At 70.0% G+C, this 20,558-nt stretch carries 22 protein-coding genes and 2 tRNA genes; 13 read left to right on the top strand and 11 right to left on the bottom strand.

All coding sequences use genetic code 11. The features are described from left to right. Positions 1-48 precede the first annotated feature (48 nt). Positions 49-1,005, top strand: a complete 957-nt coding sequence (locus DI005_RS21860; RefSeq protein WP_113643353.1) for a matrixin family metalloprotease — start codon at positions 49-51, stop codon at positions 1,003-1,005. Between the two features lie 67 nt (positions 1,006-1,072). On the opposite strand, the gene DI005_RS21865 is transcribed toward DI005_RS21860, so the two are convergent. Then, a tRNA-Pro gene (locus DI005_RS21865) sits at positions 1,073-1,146 on the bottom strand. A gap of 79 nt (positions 1,147-1,225) precedes the next feature. Here DI005_RS21865 and DI005_RS21870 point away from each other — a divergent pair. The 3 genes from DI005_RS21870 to DI005_RS21880 all read left to right on the top strand — a co-directional run bounded on the left by DI005_RS21870 (position 1,226) and on the right by DI005_RS21880 (position 2,631). After that, positions 1,226-1,299 (top strand) — tRNA-Gly (locus DI005_RS21870). Positions 1,300-1,835: 536 nt separating this feature from the next. Next, positions 1,836-1,982, top strand: a complete 147-nt coding sequence (locus DI005_RS38275) for a hypothetical protein (protein WP_158559864.1) — start codon at positions 1,836-1,838, stop codon at positions 1,980-1,982. 37 nt (positions 1,983-2,019) lie between these two features. After that, positions 2,020-2,631 (top strand): hypothetical protein, encoded by a 612-nt coding sequence (locus DI005_RS21880; RefSeq protein WP_112275401.1) that lies wholly within the window; start codon positions 2,020-2,022, stop codon positions 2,629-2,631. 377 nt (positions 2,632-3,008) lie between these two features. On the opposite strand, the gene DI005_RS21885 is transcribed toward DI005_RS21880, so the two are convergent. Continuing rightward, on the bottom strand, positions 3,009-3,455 hold the full coding sequence (locus tag DI005_RS21885) for a nuclear transport factor 2 family protein (protein ID WP_112275399.1): 447 nt from the start codon (positions 3,453-3,455) through the stop codon (positions 3,009-3,011). Between the two features lie 3 nt (positions 3,456-3,458). Further along, positions 3,459-4,337 carry a TIGR03619 family F420-dependent LLM class oxidoreductase gene (locus DI005_RS21890; RefSeq protein ID WP_113643355.1) on the bottom strand — a complete coding sequence of 293 codons (879 nt, stop codon included), beginning with the start codon at positions 4,335-4,337 and terminating at the stop codon, positions 3,459-3,461. 311 nt (positions 4,338-4,648) lie between these two features. Between DI005_RS21890 and DI005_RS39740 the strand changes: the two genes are divergently transcribed. Both DI005_RS39740 and DI005_RS38675 read left to right on the top strand, forming a co-directional pair. Then, on the top strand, positions 4,649-5,392 hold the full coding sequence (locus DI005_RS39740) for a C40 family peptidase (RefSeq protein WP_369973607.1): 744 nt from the start codon (positions 4,649-4,651) through the stop codon (positions 5,390-5,392). A 70-nt stretch (positions 5,393-5,462) separates the two neighbouring features. Beyond that, positions 5,463-6,269 carry a hypothetical protein gene (locus DI005_RS38675; RefSeq protein ID WP_113643356.1) on the top strand — a complete coding sequence of 269 codons (807 nt, stop codon included), beginning with the start codon at positions 5,463-5,465 and terminating at the stop codon, positions 6,267-6,269. 19 nt (positions 6,270-6,288) lie between these two features. On the opposite strand, the gene DI005_RS21905 is transcribed toward DI005_RS38675, so the two are convergent. Beyond that, on the bottom strand, positions 6,289-7,098 hold the full coding sequence (locus tag DI005_RS21905; protein ID WP_112275393.1) for an Fpg/Nei family DNA glycosylase: 810 nt from the start codon (positions 7,096-7,098) through the stop codon (positions 6,289-6,291). Continuing rightward, entirely contained in the window at positions 7,098-7,571 is a 474-nt protein-coding gene (locus tag DI005_RS21910) for a ribose-5-phosphate isomerase (protein ID WP_112275391.1), read from the bottom strand. Before DI005_RS21910 ends, DI005_RS21905 begins: the two co-directional genes overlap by 1 nt. A 59-nt stretch (positions 7,572-7,630) precedes the next feature. On the opposite strand from DI005_RS21910, the gene DI005_RS21915 reads away from it, so the two are divergent. Together DI005_RS21915 and DI005_RS21920 are read left to right on the top strand one after the other, a co-directional pair. Continuing rightward, positions 7,631-8,305, top strand: coding sequence for a 2-phosphosulfolactate phosphatase (locus tag DI005_RS21915; RefSeq protein WP_113643357.1), 675 nt, complete (start codon positions 7,631-7,633; stop codon positions 8,303-8,305). Further along, positions 8,298-9,113: an MBL fold metallo-hydrolase gene (locus DI005_RS21920; RefSeq protein ID WP_113643358.1), complete on the top strand. Its 816-nt coding sequence runs from the start codon at positions 8,298-8,300 to the stop codon at positions 9,111-9,113. The genes DI005_RS21915 and DI005_RS21920 overlap by 8 nt, the downstream gene beginning before the upstream one ends. A 63-nt stretch (positions 9,114-9,176) precedes the next feature. Here the strand turns inward: DI005_RS21920 and DI005_RS21925 are convergent, their stop codons facing one another. Beyond that, positions 9,177-9,800 carry a DsbA family protein gene (locus DI005_RS21925; protein WP_112275385.1) on the bottom strand — a complete coding sequence of 208 codons (624 nt, stop codon included), beginning with the start codon at positions 9,798-9,800 and terminating at the stop codon, positions 9,177-9,179. 164 nt (positions 9,801-9,964) lie between these two features. Between DI005_RS21925 and pepN the strand changes: the two genes are divergently transcribed. Beyond that, a complete protein-coding gene (pepN, locus tag DI005_RS21930) occupies positions 9,965-12,529 on the top strand; it encodes an aminopeptidase N (RefSeq protein WP_113643359.1) in 2,565 nt (854 codons plus the stop codon). A gap of 85 nt (positions 12,530-12,614) precedes the next feature. Here the strand turns inward: pepN and DI005_RS21935 are convergent, their stop codons facing one another. The 3 genes from DI005_RS21935 to DI005_RS21950 all read right to left on the bottom strand — a co-directional run bounded on the left by DI005_RS21935 (position 12,615) and on the right by DI005_RS21950 (position 14,778). Continuing rightward, complete coding sequence (locus DI005_RS21935) at positions 12,615-13,109, bottom strand: DUF5130 family protein (RefSeq protein WP_228714106.1); 495 nt, start codon at positions 13,107-13,109, stop codon at positions 12,615-12,617. Next, entirely contained in the window at positions 13,096-13,335 is a 240-nt protein-coding gene (locus tag DI005_RS21940; RefSeq protein WP_113643361.1) for a hypothetical protein, read from the bottom strand. The genes DI005_RS21935 and DI005_RS21940 overlap by 14 nt, the downstream gene beginning before the upstream one ends. A gap of 705 nt (positions 13,336-14,040) precedes the next feature. Further along, complete coding sequence (locus DI005_RS21950; protein WP_228714100.1) at positions 14,041-14,778, bottom strand: HNH endonuclease; 738 nt, start codon at positions 14,776-14,778, stop codon at positions 14,041-14,043. Positions 14,779-14,966: 188 nt separating this feature from the next. Here DI005_RS21950 and DI005_RS21955 point away from each other — a divergent pair, with 188 nt between their 5' ends. From DI005_RS21955 to DI005_RS21965, 3 genes are read left to right on the top strand one after another with little or no spacing between them, the layout of a single operon-like run. Beyond that, a complete protein-coding gene (locus DI005_RS21955; RefSeq protein WP_113643362.1) occupies positions 14,967-15,965 on the top strand; it encodes a mechanosensitive ion channel family protein in 999 nt (332 codons plus the stop codon). 41 nt (positions 15,966-16,006) lie between these two features. Beyond that, complete coding sequence (locus DI005_RS21960; RefSeq protein ID WP_112275373.1) at positions 16,007-16,399, top strand: globin; 393 nt, start codon at positions 16,007-16,009, stop codon at positions 16,397-16,399. 6 nt (positions 16,400-16,405) lie between these two features. After that, positions 16,406-17,923 (top strand): alpha-amylase family glycosyl hydrolase, encoded by a 1,518-nt coding sequence (locus DI005_RS21965; protein ID WP_199543092.1) that lies wholly within the window; start codon positions 16,406-16,408, stop codon positions 17,921-17,923. Between the two features lie 4 nt (positions 17,924-17,927). Here DI005_RS21965 and DI005_RS21970 read toward each other — a convergent pair whose 3' ends face one another. Further along, the gene (locus tag DI005_RS21970; RefSeq protein ID WP_113643364.1) at positions 17,928-19,346 is read right to left on the bottom strand and encodes an LVIVD repeat-containing protein; all 1,419 of its coding nucleotides are present in this window, start codon (positions 19,344-19,346) and stop codon (positions 17,928-17,930) included. Positions 19,347-19,490: 144 nt separating this feature from the next. Here DI005_RS21970 and DI005_RS21975 point away from each other — a divergent pair, with 144 nt between their 5' ends. Then, complete coding sequence (locus DI005_RS21975) at positions 19,491-20,156, top strand: DUF305 domain-containing protein (RefSeq protein ID WP_112275367.1); 666 nt, start codon at positions 19,491-19,493, stop codon at positions 20,154-20,156. Between the two features lies 1 nt (position 20,157). On the opposite strand, the gene DI005_RS21980 is transcribed toward DI005_RS21975, so the two are convergent. Beyond that, the gene (locus DI005_RS21980) at positions 20,158-20,445 is read right to left on the bottom strand and encodes a hypothetical protein (protein WP_112275365.1); all 288 of its coding nucleotides are present in this window, start codon (positions 20,443-20,445) and stop codon (positions 20,158-20,160) included. Positions 20,446-20,558: the final 113 nt, after the last annotated feature.

Here is a 20,558-nt window from a genome sequence, read left to right on the forward strand (position 1 = left end):
CCTTGCGCCACTGGGGAAATTCCGCCGATCGCGGTGAACGGGGAACCTATGCGGAAAGCACGGAGAACGACCGTCCTGCTCGCGTCCGTGCTGTTGGCGCTGGCCTCGGTGGTCGGTTCGGCGAGCGCGGCGGCCGAGGCCGCACCACCGGGTCCCGAGTGTCCCGGCGCGGGTCCGATCCACGCGGCGGAACTGGCGACGCCGGTGCCGGCCGCGGCCTGCGGGCTGGCGGGCAGGACGGTGACCGCGGCGCTGGGCGTCGGTGCCCGGGTGCCCGAGCGGGGCATGTCGGTGACGGTGAGCGCGCTGACCAGGACCGGCAGCATCGACCTGACGGTGACCAACGACGACGGCATGGTGAGCGCGAAGGCCGACCGGGTTGGCGGCACCCAGCGGGCAACGCAGGCCGACCCGTGTGCGCAGTCGAGCTACGTCCTCATCGGCGGACGGTGGAACCGCACGCTGGCGTGGTGGTACAACTCGAGCACGGCCTCGCGAGCAGGCCTGCCCGCGAGCACGACGTTGTCGGCCCTGCGCTGGGCGAACCAGAACATGACCCTGGGCGACAACGACTGCGGGCTGCCGACACACCAGTTCTCGGCACGCGGCGCCTACCAGGGCAACCACACGTTGTACGCGAACATCGACAGCGCCGGACAGTGCACGAGCAAGTTCCCGAACAACTACAACACCATCAGCTGGGGCCCCACCGACTCGCCGGAGATCCTGGCGATCACGTGCCTGGCCGCATACGTGGACACGGGCTTCTACGCGGAGGCCGACATCTACCTGGCGTCGAATAAGGGCTTCACCGACGTGATGCCCGCGAACTGTGTCGGCCTGGTGGACCTGGAGAGCGTGGCGACCCACGAGTGGGGCCACGCGTTCGGCCTGGACCACGCCTTCGAGAGCGACCTGACGATGTACCCGACGTACGCCGACTGCGACACCAAGCAGCGCACGCTGGGACTCGGTGACTGGCAGGGCATGAACGCCCTGTACTGAGCACAACGCCCCTGTACGAGACGCCGAAAGGCCGCCGCACTATGCGGTGGCCCTTCGGCTGACGCTGTCGGGGTGACAGGATTTGAACCTGCGACCCTTCGCTCCCAAAGCGAATGCGCTACCAAGCTGCGCCACACCCCGTGACCGCCACGCCTGGGCGGTGTGCGACCACCTTAGCGTGTACCGCTACACTACCGGGGCGGCTGGTCACCGGTCGCATGCGGGCGTAGCTCAATGGTAGAGCCCCAGTCTTCCAAACTGGTGGTGCGGGTTCGATTCCCGTCGCCCGCTCCAGAACGTTTACGCAGGTCAAACCCACTTCAAGGCGGCGGTTCCCGATCATGGGGAGCCGCTGTTCGCCGTCTTGGGCCATAAACGGGCCACTAACCGACCGGAACCAGAACACCGGCGGCCCCCCCACCAGGCTCGTCGTCGGGCCGATCGCCTCGCCGCAGCTCGACACGGGCATTCGGATGGATGTTCGGCCACGGTGTCAGGAACGCGCTTGCCGCCGACCAGGCCCGCCTTGACGAGCACCGGCAGTGCGGCGAACGTGGCAGTTCCGGGAATGGAACGTCCTTGCCGGCATCGACCGCGCCGACAAGTGGTTGGTACGTAAAGGGATTCAGGGCGACGGTCCGGGCCGCGCGGAGCTGGCTCGATCCTGCGCCGCCGCACAGCGGCGGTTCATCTCCGCATACCGCAAGCAGCCCCGGGCTTGGGTGCCCGCGATAACGATCAGGGCACACCGGGTAATGGGCGGCGAAGCCCCTCAGATGTTCCCTCTGAACCGGTGCGCGCGCACCGCCACGGAGGGGACCCACGCCACGATGACCGCCGTACCTGCCGCCGCCCTACCCAGCGTGGTGGGACCACCCGGCTCCCGGCTCGTGACCGGCGCCGTCGGTACAGGCTTCCGCATCCTGTTCCTGATCCTCGTGGCCGCCGGATACGCCATCTACGACGTCGGCGGGTGACCCCTCACCGCACAACCAGAGTAAGGAACCAACACCCATGAGATCCGTCCCCGCCCTCGCTGCTGCCTGCGCAACTGCCGCCATCCTTGCCGGCTGCTCGAACGACACCGCTGGCAGCGGCTCCGCTCCAGAGCTGCCCGCCGCCACGACCGAGGCCACCGCGAGCGAGGCCACTGCGGAACAAGCCGCCGACGAGCCCGAACGCAACGAGCGCGGCAACATCGTCAAGCAGCTCGGCGAGGAGGCCGGGTTCGCCGGGTTCGGCGGGCAGGTCGGGGACGACACCAACGTTCTGTTCGCCATCGACAAGGTGGAGGTCGACCCGTCGTGTGACCAGTACGGTATGGCCGCCGAGAGCGGTCGCACGCTGTTGCTTCACGTGCGCGTCGCGACCGGCAGCAGCGCCGAGACCGCGAGCATGGCCCTCGGCGTCCTGAACCCGTACAGCTTCTCCGAGATCGATGCCAACGGCGTCACCCACGCCGCGGAGTCCGGGATGTGCACGGACCCGAACGCCAGCATCACGATGCAGAACTTCGGGCCGAACCAGAAGTACGCCGGCACTCTCGAGCTGATCGTGCCCGAAGCCAACGGTTCGCTGATCCTGTCGTCTCCCGGCATGGAGGGCGGCTGGGAGTGGGACTACTGAGCGCGCCACCCGGCCGTTCCGCCGAACACAGCCATGGATCCCCGTCGCTTCGGGATCGGGAACCGGTGGGCGGGCATCACTCGCGCGCAGGCAGGCCCTGCGCTACCGCGGCTACGACTGGGAGTGATTCCGGCCGAGCTCCAGGACCGGGCCCGGATCAACGGGTCCGACGGTGAGCTGCCGCACCTGGACCCGCTGACCCGCGGGGTGTCGAAGCGCCTCACGGCAGGGCCGCCAGGCACTCCCGGCACCTCGTGCCGGGAGTGCCTGCCCCCAGCACAAGGCGACATGCATACGCCGTCGTCGGCACGGCCCCGACCAGTCGCCCCGCCGGACGCACGGCGCGAACCTGTGCCTCACGCGCGCGCCGCCGGTGTCTACGCGGAGACCTGCCGCGCCGTCGCCATCGCGCGCTCGGTCTCCCAGAACGCGCGCATCGACACGATCCGGCCGTCCTCGCCCACTTTGTAGACGAACACGCCGTCGGTGTCGACGCGGTAGTTGCCCGGCAGGTACGTCGTGATCGTGCCGACGTTGGCCACCTCGTCGCCCGCCGCGTGCGAATCCCTGATCACGAACTCGAACCGTTCGACGTTCGCGATCGTCTTGTCCCAGAACGCGGAGATGCCGTCCGTGCCGTGGTGGCCCTTGCCCTCCTCGTCGAACATCGACGGGCCAACCGGGTCCTCGATCACGCCGTCGGGGTGGAACAGCGTGAGCCACTGGTCCTTCTCCCCCGCCACGACGGCCTGCATCGACCGCCACGCCGCGAGGCGCGCTGGCGGCTGCTCCGCCTCCGGGTCCCAGCACACGGTGACACTCACGGCTCAGGCCTCCTTGAACTTGTCGATGATCTCGTCGGCGAACTTCTTGATCGCGTCCTTCTTCGCCGACACCGGTGCGTCGAAACCGAGGCCCTGCAACACCCACGGCACGGTGATCACGTCGGTGACGCCGATCTCGGCCTGCTGCCGGTAGCCATCGAGGCCGAAGCGGTCGACGCAGACGGCCTGGATCTCGAACGGCTCGTCGGCGCGCCCGTACTCCGCGCGCAGCTCGCGCAGGCGCTGGATCGTCGTGGACAGGTCGTCGAACTTCATCATCGCCGAGGCCCAGCCGTCACCGGCCCTGGCCGCGCGCCGCAGCGCCACCTCGGTGTGCCCGCCGATGTAGAACGGCACGGGCCGCTCCGGCGCCGGGCTCATCCGTAGCCTGCCGAAGTCGAAGAACCGGCCGTGGTACTCGACCATGCCGCCGCCGAGGATGAGGCGCAGCACCTCGATGGCCTCGTCGACGCGCTTTCCTCGGTGCTCGTAGGGCGCGCCGCACCACTCGAACTCCTCGGGCGACCAGCCCACGCCCAGGCCGAGCCCGAAGCGGCCTCCGGTGAGGTTGGCGACGGAGCCGACCTGCCTGGCGAGCAGCACGGGGTTGCGCGAGCCGAGCTTGAGCACGGACGTGTAGAAGCGGATCCGGCTGGTGACGGCGCCCATCGCCCCTGCGGCGATCAGCGGGTCGACCCACGGGGTCTCCTCGTCCCAGAACCGGCTGCCGTCGGGGGTGTAGGGGTAGTCCGCCGACACCGTCTCCGAGTAGAAGAGCGAGTCGGGCAGCGCGACCGAGGCGAACCCGCACTCCTCCGCCGTCGCGGCGAGCTCGGTGAGCTGGTCGAGCGGGCTCAGGGCCACCGACAGTGTGAACTTCATGCGCCAGAACTATAACGTGTTCTAGTTCTGGAGGCCAGTGGTGAGCCAGGCCACCCTGAGGCTGTGATCTGCGACACCGAACACCACGTGTCGCATTCACCTGACGGTTCGAAACATTCCCTGGTCGACGCGCGAACCCGGATTAAACGTCATTCGCCGATTTGTTTCCCACATCACCTTCTTCAGTGAAAGAAGGGCTCGCCTTCCAGCGGATTCGCGTGTTTACCGTTTCCGGTCGCCGATGGCGGGAAAGCCACGGCGGTAGTCGGGGGAACACATTCCGTAGAACCGAATTTCTGTGGAGGAAACGCGTGCCCACGACATCCTGGAAACGGTCCGCCATCATCGCCGCCGTCGGAGCCGGAACGCTGCTCGGCTTCGCCGGGACGTCCTCGGCGGTCGTGCCGACCTCGCAGAGCATCGACGCGCCGCCGAAATCCGTCGCGCCGGGCTCGCAGGTGACGTTCACCGGCAAGCTCACCGGCATGGGCGACCGGCCGCTGCCCGGCGAGCCGGTGGACCTGGAGTGGCGAGCCGGGCCGGACCAGCCGTGGTCGGTCTCGAAGACCGGGCAGACCAACCACGACGGTGTGGCCTCGATCGCCGTGCCGGTCGAGCGCACGTCGCACTGGCGGCTCAACTACCGGGGCGACGAGATCCACGACCCCTCCCTGTCGGCCGAGCAGACCGTGCAGGCACACAAGCCGGTCAACCAGCGCATCGTCGACGCGGCGGCGAGCCAGGCGGGCAAGCCGTACTCGTACGGCGCCAGCGGCCCGGACAGCTTCGACTGCTCCGGCTTCACGCAGTACGTCCACAGCAAGGTCGGCATCGACCTGCCGCGCACGTCGAGCGACCAGCGCGCTGCCGTGCCGCAGATCGGCAAGGGCGACAAGGTGCCCGGTGACCTGCTGTTCTTCTCCGATGGTGGCAGCGTCTACCACGTGGGCATCTACGCCGGTGGCAACCAGATGTGGGCCGCGCCGGAGTCGGGCGACGTCGTGCGCAAGCAGGACATCTACACCGAGTCCTACACCGTCGGCCGCGCCTGGTGACGCCACGGGAACTCGACGGGTAACGTCCGCGTTGTCCGGTTCAACGAACCAAAACAACCGGGAGTGACCCATGGGTACCGCGATCGTCGTGATCGTGCTCCTACTGATCGTCGTCGGCGGCGGCTTCTACCTGGTCCGTTCTCAGCAGGAGGCCAAGCGGCGCCAGCTCGAGGACGCCAAGTCAGAGGCTCGCCGCTGGCTCGAGCGGCTCGGCGGTCAGGTGCTGAACCTCACGGGCACCGACACGGCGTCACAGCAGGCGATGGCCGACGCGGCCGAGCGCTACAACGCCGCGGGCTCGCAGATGGAACAGGCGCAGACCGCCGAGCAGGCCCGGCTCGTCAAGGAGACCGCGCTCGAGGGCCTGTACTACGTGCGAGCGGCCCGCGAGGCGATGGGCATGGACCCCGGTCCAGCCCTGCCCGAGGACGCCGAGCGCGAGCGTGCGGGCAAGGTCACCGAGCATCGCGCGGTGGAGGTCGAGGGGCATCACTACGAGGCGTCGCCCGAGCCCGGCCAGAACACGCCGCACTACTACCCCGGCGGCCGTGTCGCCGGCAGGCCGGTGCCGAGGGGCTGGTACAGCGAGCCGTGGTGGAAGCCCGCGCTCGTGGCCGGCGCCTGGGGCCTCGGCTCGATGCTGCTGTTCAGCGCGATGTTCTCCGGCATGGCGGGCATCGCGAGCGCCGGAGCCTGGGAAGCGGGCTACGACGCGGGCCAGGAGGACGCCGCCGAGTCCGGTGACGCCGGTGGTGAAGGCGGTGACGGCGGTGACGGCGGTGATTACGGCGACGGCGGTGGCGACTTCGGAGGTGGCGACTTCGGCGGGGGTGACTTCGGCGGGGGTGACTTCGGAGGCGACTTCGGCGGCTTCTGAGTGAACTGACGAGAACCCGTCACGAAGGCTGGCAGGTCGGACACCAGTACAGGTTCCGGCCTGCCAGTTCTTTGTGTGCGATGGGTGTGCCGCATACCAGGCACGGCTGCCCCGTCCGCCGGTAGACGTAGACCTCACCCCCGTGGCGGTCCTGCCGAGGGGCGCGACCGGTCACCTCGGGCAGGTGCTCGTCGGCCACCGTGTCGATCCGCCCGGTGCGCACACCCGCCCGCATCAACGTCACGAGGTCGTCCCAGACGTCCTTCCACAGCACGGAGTCCAGCGAGCGTCCGGGCAGCATCGGCGCGATGCCGTGCCGGAACAGCACCTCGGCGCGGTAGACGTTGCCGACGCCTGCCAGCACCGACTGGTCCATCAGCAGCGCCGCGATCGTCGTGCGCGAGCGGGAGATGCGCTCCCACGCCCGCTCCGGCTCGGCGTCCCGGCGCAGCGGGTCGGGGCCGAGCCTCGCCTTGATGGCCTCGGCTTCGGGCTCGGAGAGCAGCTCACACCGCGTCGGCCCGCGCAGGTCCGTCCAATGTGTCCGTCCGGACAGCCGCATGCGCACCTGCCCGACGGGCGGTGTTTCCGGCAGTTTCGCCTCGGTGAACGTGCCGTACAGCCCAAGGTGGACGTGCACCGTCCCCTGTGGACCGTAGTTGTGGAAAAGGTGCTTGCCGTACGCCTCGGCGCTGTGCAGTACCTGCCCGTCGAGCCGGGCCGCCTCGGCGCCGAACCTGCCCTGAGGGCTGGACACCCGCACCGGCGCGCCGGCGTAGCGCCGCTGGTGCAGCCGCGCGAGCCGGTGCAGGGTGTGCCCTTCGGGCATCAGGCCTCCGGCAGGGCCGGCGGGTTTCCGGTGGTCTCGTAGTCGCTGATCTGCTGCACGCGCCGCGAATGACGGGCGTCGAGGTCGGGCGGGGTGGCCAGGAACGCCTCGACGATCTCGGTCGCCTCGTCCTTGGTGTGCATCCGCGCGCCGACGCCGATGAGCTGGGCGTGGTTGTGCTCGCGGGTCAGCTTGGCCGTCTCGACGCTCCACGCGAGACCGGCCCGCGCGCCGGGCACCTTGTTGGCGGCGATCTGCTCGCCGTTGCCCGAACCGCCGATCACGATGCCGAGGCTGCCCTCGTCGGCGACCACGCGCCGCGCGGTCTCGATGCAGAAGGCCGGGTAGTCGTCCGCCGCGTCGTAGACGTGCGGACCGACGTCGGTCACCTCGTGACCCTGCTTCTCGAGGTGAGCGACGAGGTGGTTCTTGAGCTCGAAGCCCGCATGGTCGGATCCCAGATAGACACGCACGGCACGGAGTGTGCCATCCCCGCAGGGCACGACCGCGCACCACCCGGCAAGCTGACGCCGTGAACGTCTTCCGGCAGGCAGGTCACGACGTGCGCCTCGAGTGGGGTGCCGAGGGGGTTGCCGCGCTCGGCGCCGGGTGCGCCGTGCTGGTCGTGGTCGACGTGCTGTCGTTTTCCACCCGGGTGGACCTTGCGCTGGCGGAAGGGCACCGGGTGCGGCCCGTGCACTGGCTCGGCGAGGACCCGCCCGAGGGCACCGAGGTGCCGCTGCGCTCCCCCAACGGCGCGACGCTGTCGGCCGAGGCCGCCGCCACCGGCGCGCACGTGCTCACCGCGTGCCTGCGCAACGCGCACGCCGTGGCCGAGGCCGCCCTGGCGCTGGCCGGGGACGCACCGGTCGGCGTGGTGCCCTGCGGCGAGCGCTGGGGCGTCCACCTGCGAGCCGGACCGGGCGCGACGGGGCCGCTGCGGCCGTGCGTGGAAGACCACCTGGGCGCGGGTGCCGTCGTGGCCGCGCTGCTCGACCTGGGCGCGCGGCGGCTGTCGCCCGAGGCATCACTCGCGGCGCTGGCGTGGCGGGCGGCCGGACCGGAGGCCGGGGCACTGGTGGCGGGCTCGGCCTCGGGCCGGGAACTGCGGGAGAACGGTCACGGCGGGCTCGTCGGGCACGCGGTGGCCGTGGGCTCGTCGCGGGTGGTGCCGAGGCTCAGGGAAGGGGTGTACGAGCGTGGCTGACGGGCGGTGGGTGAACCTCGGCGACGGCGTGTACGTCCGCCGGCACGAGGAGCTGGACCTGTCCACCGGGCTCGTGCTGGGCGAGCGCGGCTGCCTGGTGGTCGACACGCGCGGCGACGCGGCACAGGGCGGTGAGCTGGCCGCCGCCGTGCGGGAGCTGACCACGCTGCCGTGGACGGTCGTGCTCACGCACGCGCACTTCGACCACGGCTTCGGCACGGCGGCGTTCGAGCCCTGCGAGGTGTGGGCGCACGAGGGCTGCCGGGCGGTCCTGGCGGCCGAGGGCCCCGGGGACCGCCAACGGTGGGCCCGGCGCTACCGCGACGAGGGACGGGCCGACGTGGCCGCCGCCCTCGAGGCCACCCGGATCGTGCTGCCCGATCGCCTCGTCACGGGCAGGACGGAGCTGAACCTCGGGGGCAGGCGGGTGGTGCTCGACCACTTCGGCCCCGCGCACACCGGGCACGACCTCGTGGTGCAGGTGCCGGACGCGGGCGTGGTGTTCGCGGGCGACCTGGTGGAGCACGCGCCGGGCGGTTCGTTCACGGCCGAGTCGTTCGGCCCCGACACGACGCTGCACGCGTGGCCCTCGGCGCTCGACGGCGTGCTCGCGCTGACACCCCGTGTGGTGGTGCCGGGACACGGCGAGCCGGTGGACCGGGAGTTCACCCAGGCGGCGCGCGAGACGCTGGCGAGGCTCGCCGCGCTGCGCGCCGCCGTTGAGGCCGGCGAGCTGGACGCGACCCGGGCCAGGGAGCTGTCCCCGTGCCCGGCCGACGTCACCGACGCCGCGCTCGCTCTGCAGTGAAGGCCACCTTCACTGCGTTGAACGCAGTGAAGGTGGCCTTCACTGCAGATCTGTCATGCCCGCTCAGTCGAAGTTCAGCTCGCCCGTCCGAGTCCGCTTAAGCTCGAAGAAGTCCGGGTAGCCGGCGAGCAACCGCGCGCCGTCGAAGATCTTCAGCGCCTCCTCGCCCTTCGGGATCGAGGAGAGCACCGGGCCGAAGAAGGCGACGCCGTCGATGTGGATCGTCGGCGTGCCCACGTCCATGCCCACCGGGTCCATGCCCTCGTGATGGCTCTTGCGCAGCGCCTCGTCGTACTCGGTCGACGTCGCGGCGTCGAGCAGCTCGGCCGGCGCCGAGACCTCGGCCAGGACTTCCTTGAGCACGATCTCGACGTCCTTGTTGCCCTGGTTGTGGTAGCGGGTACCGAACCCCGTGTAGTAATCGCGCAGCACGTCCTCGCCGTGCCGCTGTGCGAGCGCGACCGCCACGCGCACCGGTCCCCACGCCTTGTCCAGCAGTTCGCGGTAGTCCTGGGGCAGGTCCCGGCCCTCGTTCAGCACCGCGAGGCTCATCACCCGGAAGCGCAGATCCAGGTCGCGGTGTTTCTCGACCTCGAGGATCCAGCGCGAGGTGATCCACGCGAAGGGACACACCGGGTCGAAGTAGAAATCGACACGCGTCCTGCCGTCTTGCCGCTCTGTAGGCATGGGCTCTCCTGATTGGTTCCGGTCACCGGCGGGTAAGCAACTCCCCTACCACGGCGCAACAGCGTCGGCGCGCGACTTGTTCCCCGTCGCGACGGCCCGCGTTCCCATGATTTGATGCCCCGAGCAGATCGAAACCCACAACCGCTACCAGCACAGAGGTGCCAGTGCCCGCCCCAAACCTGACCCGCGACCAAGCCAAACAGCGTGCCGAACTCCTCGACGTGGAGTCCTACGACGTCGAGCTCGACCTGACGGACGGCCACGGCCGACCCGGTGAGAAGACGTTCGACTCCAAGACGAGGATCACCTTCTCGGCCGCGCGACCGGGCGAGACGTCATGGGTGGACATCGTGGCCGAGGGTGTCCGTTCCGCGACGCTCAACGGCACGGCGCTGGACGTGTCGGGCTACGTCGAGGACGACGGGGTGGCCCTCCCCGAGCTCGCCGCGAGCAACGAGCTCGTGGTGGAGGCCGACTGCCGGTACATGAACACCGGCGAGGGCCTGCACCGTTTCGTCGACCCGGTCGACGGAGGCGTGTACCTCTACACGCAGTTCGAGACCGCCGACGCCAAGCGCATGTTCGCGTGCTTCGACCAGCCCGACCTCAAGGCGACGTACCGGCTGACGGTCATCGCGCCGAAGGACTGGAAGGTCGTCTCCAACGCCCTCGTGGAGTCCCAAGAGGACACTCCGGAAGGCGCGGTCCGCACCGTTTTCGCCGTGTCCGAGCGGATCTCCACGTACCTGGTGGCCCTCATCGCCGGGCCCTACGCGGAGTGGCGCGACGAGTACTCCGACGAGCACAAGACGATCCCGCTGGGCATCTACTGCCGGGCTTCGCTCGCCGAGTACATGGACGCCGAGCGCCTGTTCACCGAGACCAAGCAGGGCTTCGGCTTCTACCACGAGAACTTCGGCACCCCGTACCCCTTCTCGAAGTACGACCAGCTGTTCGTGCCCGAGTTCAACGCGGGCGCGATGGAGAACGCCGGCGCCGTGACGTTCCTGGAGGACTACGTCTTCCGCAGCAGGGTCACTCGCTACGCCTACGAACGGCGCGCCGAGACGCTGCTGCACGAGATGGCGCACATGTGGTTCGGCGACCTCGTGACCATGCGCTGGTGGGACGACCTGTGGCTGAACGAGTCGTTCGCGACGTTCGCGAGCGTGCTCGCGCAGGCCGAGGCGACCGAGTACACGGGTGCGTGGACGAGCTTCGCCAACATCGAGAAGTCGTGGGCCTACCGGCAGGACCAGCTGCCCTCGACGCATCCGATCGCGGCCGACATCGTCGACCTGCACGCCGTCGAGGTGAACTTCGACGGCATCACCTACGCCAAGGGCGCGAGCGTGCTCAAGCAGCTCGTCGCCTATGTCGGGCTCGAGAACTTCCTCGCGGGCCTGCGGGTGTACTTCCGCAAGCACGCGTGGGACAACGCGACGCTCGAGGACCTGCTGGGCGCGCTGGAGGAGGCGTCCGGCCGTGACCTGTCCTGGTGGAGCGCCCAGTGGCTCGAGACGACGGGGCTCAACTCGCTGCGCCCGCGCTTCGAGGTCGACGGCGAGGGACGCTTCACGTCGTTCGCGGTGCTGCAGGGCGGCGCCAAGCCGGGCGAGGGCGAGCTGCGCACCCACCGGGTGGCGGTCGGCGTCTACGACGACGACGGCTCGGGCAAGCTCGTGCGCACGCGGCGCGTGGAGCTCGACGTCGACGGCGAGCGGACCGAGGTGCCCGACCTGGTGGGCGTGCCGGCCGGCAAGCTCGTGCTGGTCAACGACGACGACCTGACCTACTGCACGATGCGGCTCGACAACGACTCGCTCGTCACGCTCATCGACCGCATCGGCGACATCACCGAGCCGCTGCCGCGCACGCTGTGCTGGTCGGCGGCCTGGGAGATGACCCGTGAAGCCGAGCTGAAGGCCCGCGACTTCGTCACGCTCGTCCAGCGCGGCATCCACGCGGAGACCGAGGTCGGCGTGGTACAGCGGCTGCTGCTGCAAGCGCAGACCGCCCTGAACTCCTACGCCGAGGAGAAGTGGGCGCGCGAGCACGGCTGGCCGTCGTTCACGGCGCGCCTGCTCGAGCTGGCCCGAGGCGCCGAGCCGGGCTCGGACCACCAGCTGGCATTCGTCAACTCGCTGGCGGGCTCGGTGCTCGACGACGACACGGCGGCCGTGCTGGCGGGCTGGCTGGACGGCTCGGCGAAGCTGGAGGGCCTCACGGTCGACACGGACCTGCGCTGGCGGCTGCTGCACGCGCTCGTGGCGCACGGCAAGGCCGGCGACGCGGAGATCGACGCGGAGCAGGCGCGCGACGACACGGCGACGGGCCGCAGGCACGCGGAGCGGTCGCGGGCACTGCGCCCGACCGCGGAGGCGAAGGCGAAGGCGTGGGAGCGCGCCGTCTATGACGACGAGCTGCCCAACGCCGTGAACGAGGCGATCATCGCCGGGTTCTCGCACCCGGCGCAGAAGCACCTGCTCGGCGACTACGTCGCGAAGTACTTCGACGCGATCGACGAGGTGTGGGCGCGCCGGTCCAGCGAGCGCGCGCAGCCGACGGTGGTGGGCCTGTACCCGTCGTGGGCGGTGAACCGGGAGGGCGTCGCCGCCGCCGACGCGTGGCTCGAGGGCGAGCACTCGCCCGCGCTGCGCCGCCTGGTGTCGGAGGGCAGGGCCGGCATCGTGCGGGCGCTGGCGGCCCGCGAGTTCGACGAGAGCTGACCCCCGCTCAGCAAACAGCCCCCAAGGCCACCTTTGTTGCGTTGAACGCAACAAAGGTGGCCTTGGGGGCCTCTGGGGTGACTTGTCAGTGCGGGGCGGGGCCGGCCGAGTCGGCCAGCATGCGCAGCCCGCTGACGAGGCCGCCGATGAGGTCGCCCTCCTTGAAGGAGGCGACCATGCTCATCACCGCGAGCTTGGCGCCGCGGTCGGGCAGGCGGTACATGGCCTCGCCACCGGTGACGACCTCGACCACGCGCTCGCCGGGGGAAACCGCGATCAGCACGGCGTGGTCGCCCTGCGCGCCGAGGCTGTCGTGCAGCGACTCCGCACCCACACGGCTGTCGTTTCCGAGCTCGCCGAGGTAGATACTGAACTCCAGGCCGGTCTCCCTGCTGGCCAGCGTCAACGCCTCGTCGAGGCGGGCCAGTTGGGCGGTCGTGAATGGGCCTTTCGGAGCAGCGGGCTCGTACATCTGCGCCACGGACACGCGTCCGCTGGCGGTAACGGCCGCGCCGGGCTGCAGTTCGGTTCCCTCGAGCCCGGTCGACGGGCTCTGAGTGGTCAGCTCACCAGCTCCCACGGGCACCTCCCCGAACCTTCGACGGGCTCGCCGTCTCACCAGCCGCGCGCGCATCACCGGCGCCAGCCGGGTTGGCACTCCACCACATCGGCGGGAACTCCCACGCCTGCCCCGGCCGGTACCTCGGCCTACCTGCGAACCTCGAACGCAGGGTGGCCAAGGCGAACACACCGTAGATGGCGAGCGGGATCACCGCGAAGACCAGAGTCGTCTCGAGGATGCTCACGACCGCAGGGTATCCGACGGCCCACGGTCACACCTCACCTGCCACGGCGAACCGACAGTGCCGTCCGTCGCTCGAGAGGTCCCGTCCGCCGCTTGCCACGCCGGGAATCCCACGTTGAGCCGAAACGCCGTTCGCGAAAGGTCGCAACTCACCGTACGGGCGGCGGCACCCGGCTCTCGCATCTTGTTCCCCTACTTGATTGCTCGTACGTTTTTCACCTGTACGGGCCTTGCGCCTCACCCCCCATCCCCAATAGGTCACACCCCGGTCACAGGAGGACTTGCCATGCACACCGTCCTGACCCCCGCCGAGTCGAACCACAACACCGTTTCGTCGCTTTTCGCCGAATCCGCCGAGCGTGGTACACGGGTCACGCGGGGTACACGCGTCACCTGCGGCACTCGGGTGACGGCCGGGACTCGGGTCACGCGCGGTACGCGAGTCACCCGCGGCACCCGCGTCACGGCCGGGACTCGGGTCACGAGGGGCACGCGAGTCACGGCGGGCACCAGGGTCACGAGGGGCACCCGAGTCACCCGCGGCACCAGGGTGACGGCGGGCACCCGCGTCACCCGCGGTACCAGGGTCACCCGCGGCACGCGCGTCACCGCCTGAGGCGGAACGTCCACGCAGCGTTCCCGCCCGACCTGAAGACGTAACGACGAAGTGAATACCCACCACGGCACGCCCCTGGCCGCGTGACGATCACGCGGCCGGGGCGCCGAGGTATTGCCGCCACAGCGGGTCGGCCTCCGTGGAGTGCGCGAGCAGCCTCCAGTGCGGACCGTGCGGCGCCGTCGGCACGACGCGCAACCGCCAGCCGATCTCCGACAGCAGCTTGTCCGCCTTGCGGTGGTTGCATTTCGCACAGCAGGCCACACAGTTCTGCCACGAGTGCGCACCGCCGCGGCTGCGCGGCACCACATGGTCGATCGTCTCCGCGCGAGCCCCGCAGTACGCGCAGCGGAAGCGATCCCGGTGCATCAACCCGGCCCGCGTGAGCGGAACCTGGGCACGATAGGGTACGCGCACGTAGGTGCTCAGCCTGATCACCGAAGGAACCTCGACCGCCATGGTGGCGGCGTGCAGCGTCAGCCCCGTGGGATCCTCGTGCACGACCTCCGCCTTGCCACACACGAGCAGCACGATGGCGCGGCGTAGAGGTAACGCGGTGAGTGGTTCGAACGTCGTGTTGAGCAGCAGCACACGCCGCTTGCCCCAGCCAGGTCCCGACGAACCGCCGCCTCCCGGATCCCTCGACCGCCGCTGACCGTGCGAGCGAGTGATCCGGCCCCCACGCGCCGGAGGTCCGGTCGGCTGTGGCCCACTGGCATGTGGGCCGCCGATCACGGCGCCTACGGGCGCGCACAGCTTGGCCTCCGGCGCCTGCCCGGCCGGATGCCGGGTATGGGCGCCGTGGGGGCTCGGTTGTCGGTCTGGCACGCGACCACCTCCACCGGTGTTGCCCTAGTCGACCACAGACCGGGGCCAGAACGCACGTGCGTTAGGCAACGTGTCACTTCCCAGTACGGTTGTGGTTGGACTCGACGTGGTCAACATGCCGTAATCGGGGGACTCACCGGACCTGGAGAGTGTGCGGCGTCACAAACATGGAAGGAGCGTTCCCCGAAGTGGAGCAGTTGCTCAGCGACCCGCCGTCCTGCATCAACGAGGCTGGCACCTGGTGCCAGCAGATCTGGCGGCTCACCGGGAACGAGTGGCTGGCGGGCTCGGCGAACTGGCTCGTCGCCAAGCCGTTGAGCATCCTGCTGATCGTCGTGGTCGCCGTCCTCGTGCGGTACCTGGTCCGCAAGCTCATCGACCGGCTCACCAGAACGCCTGCCGACGACGCCGACGGCGGCTCGGGCAGGCTGCCCGCGCTGCTGCGTCCCCTGCGCGAGCGCGCGCCGGAGGTGCTCGGTCCCGTGGTGATCGAAAGACGCCGCCAGCGGGCGATGACGATCGGCTCGGTGCTGAAGTCGCTCACCACCGTGGTGATCTACGGCCTCGCATTCGTCATGGTCCTCGGCGAGATCGGCATCAACCTCGCCCCGATCCTCGCCTCGGCCGGCATCGTCGGTGTGGCGATCGGGTTCGGTGCGCAGAACCTGGTGCGGGACTTCCTCTCCGGGATCTTCATGATGCTGGAGGACCAGTACGGCGTCGGCGATGTCGTCGACGTCGGCGAGGCCGTCGGCACCGTCGAGGCGGTGGGCCTGCGCATCACCACGCTGCGCGACCTCAACGGCACCGTCTGGTACGTCCGTAACGGCGAGGTGCTGCGCGTCGGCAACTCCAGCCAGGGCTACGCCGTGGGCGTGGTCGACATCCCGCTGAGCTACAACACCGACGTCCAGCGGGCGACCACGCTGCTGGAGGAGGTCGCGGCCGAGGCCGCGGCACGGCCGGCGATCGCGCCGGACGTGCTGGAACCGCCGGAGGTGCTCGGTGTGGAGAACGTCACGCCCGAGGGCACGCAGCTGCGGCTCACGGTCAAGGTGCGGCCAGGCCGCCAATGGGCGGTGCAGCGAGCCCTGCGCGCGGAGATCCTCCCCGCCTTCGAACGGGCCGGCTTCGAGCCGCCGCTCGGCCGCTTCTTCGGAAACGGTTCGACGGGCACCGCGAACTGAAGATCGTGAGCAACGCACGGCAGAATGGAGAGGTGGCTGAAGTGAGCGAGACGCCGGATCCCCGTACGTTCTACGAGGCGGTGGGTGGCGAGCCGACGTTCCGCAAGATCGTCGCCCGCTTCTACGCCGAGGTCGCCGACGACGAGGTGCTGCGCCCGCTCTACCCGGAGGAGGACCTCGGTCCCGCCGAGGACCGGCTGCGGCTGTTCCTCATGCAGTACTGGGGCGGCCCGCACACCTACTCCGACCAGCGTGGGCACCCCCGGCTGCGCATGCGGCACGCGCCGTTCAAGATCGGACCGATCGAGCGGGACGCGTGGCTGCGCGCGATGCGCGTCGCCGTGGACGAGAGCGGCATCGAGGAGCCGTACCGCACCCAGCTCTGGCAGTACCTGGAGATGGCCGCCCAGTCGATGATGAACAGCTGGGTGTGACCGCTGGTGCGCAGAGCCGGCAGAGACACCGCACGGCCCTCCGCACCGGCCGGCGCCCGCTGGTGGCAGGACGCAGTCTTCTACGAGCTGCCCGTGCGCTTGTTCGCGGACTTCGACGGAGACGGCGTCGGCGACCTCGAGGGCATCAGGGGCAGGCTCGGCTACCTCGACCTGCTCGGGGTGCACGCGCTGCGGCTGACGCCGTTCTACCTCTCCCCCATGGCCGACGACGGCTACGACATCGCGGGCCCCCGTGCGGTCGATCCCGTGCTGGGCAACCTCGACACGGTCGACTCGCTGCTGGCCGAGGCGCACGCGGCCGGGCTTCGGGTCGTGCTCGACCTCGTGGCGAACCACACGAGCGACAAGCACATCTGGTTCGCGGCCGCCCTCTCCGCCGCACCGGGCAGCCCCGAGCGCGAGCGCTACCACTTCCGCGACGGCCGGGGCGAGCACGGCGAGCTGCCGCCGAACGACTGGCGCGCGCGGGACGGCGGCCCGGCCTGGACTCGCGTGGCCGACGGCCAGTGGTACCTGCACCTGTTCGGGCCCCATGAGCCGGATCTGAACTGGACCAACCCCGAGGTGCGGGCCGACTTCGAGCGCACGCTGCGGTTCTGGCTCGACCGCGGCGCCGATGGGATCCACCTCGCGGCCGCCTCGGGCATGGCCAAGCACCGCGACCTGCCCGACGCCGATCCGCGGGGGCGCACGGATCCCCGTTTCGACGACGACGGCGTGCACGAGATCCACCAGGCCATCCGCAAGGTGATCGACGAGTACCCGCACGCGGTGTCGCTGGGCGGGCTCGACATCGCCGACGACGAGCGTTTCGCCCGGTACCTGCGGCCGGGTGAGCTGCACCTCGCCGTGCACCCCCGGCTCGCGCGCACGCCGTTCGATGCCGACGCGCTGCAGGCAGCCGTCGAGCGCTCGCTGGCCACGGTCGCGTCCGTCGGCGCGCCGCCGGCCTGGGCGCTGGCGGGGCACGGCCTGCCGAGGCAGGTGACGCGCTACGGGGGCGGCACGCGGGGATTGAACCGGGCGCGGTCCATGGCGCTCGTCCTGCTGGGTCTTCCGGGTGCGGTGAGCCTGCGGGCAGGTGAGGAGCTCGGCCTCGGCGACACCGAGGAGGGTTCGCGGGCGCCGATCCCATGGGAGGGCACCGCGCCGCCGTTCGGTTTCTCCGCGTTGCCGGGCGGCTGGGAGTCGATCCCCTCCGGCTGGGCGCCGTTCACCGTCGAGGCGCAGCTGGAGGACGAGGAGTCGACGCTCTCGCTGTACCGCAGAGCGATCGAGCTGCGCCGCGAGCATCCGGGCTTCGCGGGTGACGACGTGGAGTGGTACGGGGCGCCGCCGGGCTGTTTCGCCTACCGGCGAAGCCCCGGTGGCCTCATCTGCGCGCTGAACACGTCAGCGGCGCCCGTGCCCGTGCCACGCGGCGACGTGCTGCTCGCCAGCGCTCCCCTCGTGGAGGGAAGGCTGGCGGCAGACGCCGCCGCGTGGTTGTGGGTTCAGCCGTGACCGGTCAGCCGCGACCGTAGCTCGGCTGGGTCTGTGCGTTGAACTCGTCGTAGCGGACCGACTTCGCCGGCGCGGTGCGCCAGTCGTTGATGGCCAGCACGTCGAAGCCCTTCTGGATGTCCGACGAGTAGATGTGGCCGTTGTAGTAGTACGCCGACCACGAACCACCGGTGATTCGCTGGGTGTCCGACAGCGGACCGCGCTCCCAGCCGATCTCCTTGGGGTTGGCCGAGTCGGTGAAGTCCCACACCGAGATCCCGCCCTGGTACCAGGCCTGGACCATGATGTCGCGGCCCTTGACCGGGATCAGCGAGCCGTTGTGCGCCACGCAGTTCTCGTTCTCGGTCTGGTGCCTCGGCAGCTTGTAGTAGCTGCGGAACTCCAGCTTGCGGTCGTCGCCGCGGCCGGTGATGTCGTAGATGCCGTCCGCGCCGCGGTTCGGCCCGAAGGTCGCGTTGCAGGTGGGCAGGCCACCGCCACCGAGCTCGTCGGTGTAGACGACCTTCGTGCCGGAGTTGTTGAACGTCGCCGAGTGCCAGAAGGCGAAGTTCACGTTGTCCTGCACGCGGTCGATCACGCGCGGGTTCAGCTTGTCCGAGAGATCGAACAGCACGCCGTCACCCATGCACGCGCCCGCCAAGAGGTTCTTCTCCGGGTAGGCCGTGAGGTCGTGACAGCCCGTGGTCGCCGAGCGGTTGGTGCCGTCCGGGTTGGGGCCGCCGGGGTTGCCGCCGTCAGGGAAGAGCACCGGCGTGGCCACGACCGCCGCCCGCTCGGGGTGTTTCGTGGGCACCTCGACGATGGAGATCTTGTCGTGCGGGGGCTGGCAGTTCGGCAGGTTCGCCGCGGGCGAGTAGGAGGACACGTAGAGGTAGACGGACTCGCGCTGCTGGTCCGGCACCATCGTGTGCGTGTGCGAGCCGCAGTCGGTGCGCACGGACGCGACGTACTCCGGGTTCGCGAGGTCGCTGATGTCGAAGACCTTGATGCCTTCCCACGCATTGGGGTCGGAGGCCACCGACGGCTCGCTCGTGCAGGAGTCGTTGGTGCGCGCGTAGTCGGTCGACAGGAAGAGCAGGTCGCCCGACACCGAGACGTCGTTCTGCCCGCCTGGGCAGAGCACCTGGCTGACGACGCGCGGCTTGTGCGGCTTGCGGATGTCGTAGATGGTGAAACCGTCGTAGTTGCCGACGATCGCGTGGTTCTTCGTGAACGCGATGTCGCTGTTGAAGGCCTCCTGCGTGGCGAAGGGGCCTTCCTTCGGCAGGTTGGCGATCTGCCGCATGTTGGGGCTGTGGACGATCTCGTCCACCCCGGGGCTCGTGTTCTGCGCGGAGGCGGTGGCGGTGGTGCTGCCCGCCACCAGTACCGCCGCCGCGGCGACGAGGAGCCCGCTCAACCGAAGACGTCTCCGAGGCTTCACTCTCGAGTTCTCCTCTCGACCGGCAAGGTTCGCACCATTGTCGCCGGGCCGTCTTCTGCTTGATAGCGACGAATGGATGGTTTTCAGCGGCGCAACGGCGTTCGATATTGACTTCCGGCCGGCGGACCGGGTTCGCTTGCGCGCATGGGACGGCGGCTGGTGGCGGGTGTGGCCGCCATATTCTTCTTGGCACTGGCGGGCTGCACGGCCGAGGAGGCTCCTCCGGAGGGCGAACAGGGCGGCTCGGACGTGATCGTGCCCGGCAGGCCGGGCGAGCAGGCGAGCGTGGTGCCGGGCAGTGAGGCGGCGGAGCATCAGAAGGCGGTGCGGCCGAACGACGCCGACCGGCAGTACATGACCAACATGATTCCCCACCATCAGCAGGCGATCACGATGACCGACCTCGCCGCGCGGCACGCCACGAGCGATCAGGTCAAGGGCATCGCGGGCCGGATCGCCGCCTCACAGGAAGCCGAGATCTCCGTGATGGAGTCCTGGCTGCGGGAGTTCGGGCACGCCGGGGGTCAGCACGGCGGCCACGCCGAACACGACGGGCACGGCGGGCACGATCACGCGCTCATGCCGGGCATGGCGACGCAGGAGCAGCTCGACGCGCTGCGTGCCGCGCGGGGCGCCGAGTTCGACCGGCAGTTCCTGCAACTGATGATCACGCACCACCAGGGCGCGCTCACGATGGCCGAACAGCAGCTCGGCCACGGCATCGAACCAAGGGCCATCGCGATGGCTCAGGAGATCATCACCGGCCAGACCGACGAGATCGAGCACATGCGCGGCATGCTCGGCACGTGAGTCAGGTGAGCCCAGCGCCGGGGTCGAGCCCGGGGTCGGCACCGTCGCCGACGTCGTCGAGCGCCTCCGCGGCCACCCAGCCGGCCGCGGTCGCCAGCGGCACGAACGGCGCGGCGTCACCCACGGCCTTCGCCACCTGACGCGCCCGGCTCAGCTTCTGCTCCTCGGCGGCGTAGGTCGTGCCCTGCTCCGCCTCCGGCGGCCGGTCGACGCGCCACGGCGGCTCCTCGGCACGCACGCTGTCCAGAAACTCCGCGGTGGGGTCCTCACCGGGCTTGTCCTCGGTCATGCCCCCACTCTGGCACCTTCCGTGACCGCAGTGAAGGCCACCATGCCTGCGCCCACCCGTCTCCCGCCACCACCCAAACGGAGGCGCTCCGCGCCGCTGTGTTCGTTCAACGC

The sequence above is a fragment of the Prauserella sp. PE36 genome, assembly GCF_003311655.1.
GTDB lineage: Bacteria > Actinomycetota > Actinomycetes > Mycobacteriales > Pseudonocardiaceae > Prauserella_A > Prauserella_A endophytica.

Excerpts from the sequence above, each read along its gene's own strand:
- DI005_RS21860 (WP_113643353.1), top strand. The coding sequence starts at position 49 with ATGCGGAAAGCACGGAGAACGACCGTCCTGCTCGCGTCCGTGCTGTTG.
- DI005_RS38275 (WP_158559864.1), top strand. The coding sequence starts at position 1,836 with ATGACCGCCGTACCTGCCGCCGCCCTACCCAGCGTGGTGGGACCACCC.
- DI005_RS21880 (WP_112275401.1), top strand. The coding sequence starts at position 2,020 with ATGAGATCCGTCCCCGCCCTCGCTGCTGCCTGCGCAACTGCCGCCATC.
- DI005_RS21890 (WP_113643355.1), bottom strand. The coding sequence starts at position 4,337 with ATGAAGTTCACACTGTCGGTGGCCCTGAGCCCGCTCGACCAGCTCACC.
- DI005_RS38675 (WP_113643356.1), top strand. The coding sequence starts at position 5,463 with ATGGGTACCGCGATCGTCGTGATCGTGCTCCTACTGATCGTCGTCGGC.
- DI005_RS21905 (WP_112275393.1), bottom strand. The coding sequence starts at position 7,098 with ATGCCCGAAGGGCACACCCTGCACCGGCTCGCGCGGCTGCACCAGCGG.
- DI005_RS21925 (WP_112275385.1), bottom strand. The coding sequence starts at position 9,800 with ATGCCTACAGAGCGGCAAGACGGCAGGACGCGTGTCGATTTCTACTTC.
- DI005_RS21975 (WP_112275367.1), top strand. The coding sequence starts at position 19,491 with ATGGGACGGCGGCTGGTGGCGGGTGTGGCCGCCATATTCTTCTTGGCA.
- DI005_RS21980 (WP_112275365.1), bottom strand. The coding sequence starts at position 20,445 with ATGACCGAGGACAAGCCCGGTGAGGACCCCACCGCGGAGTTTCTGGAC.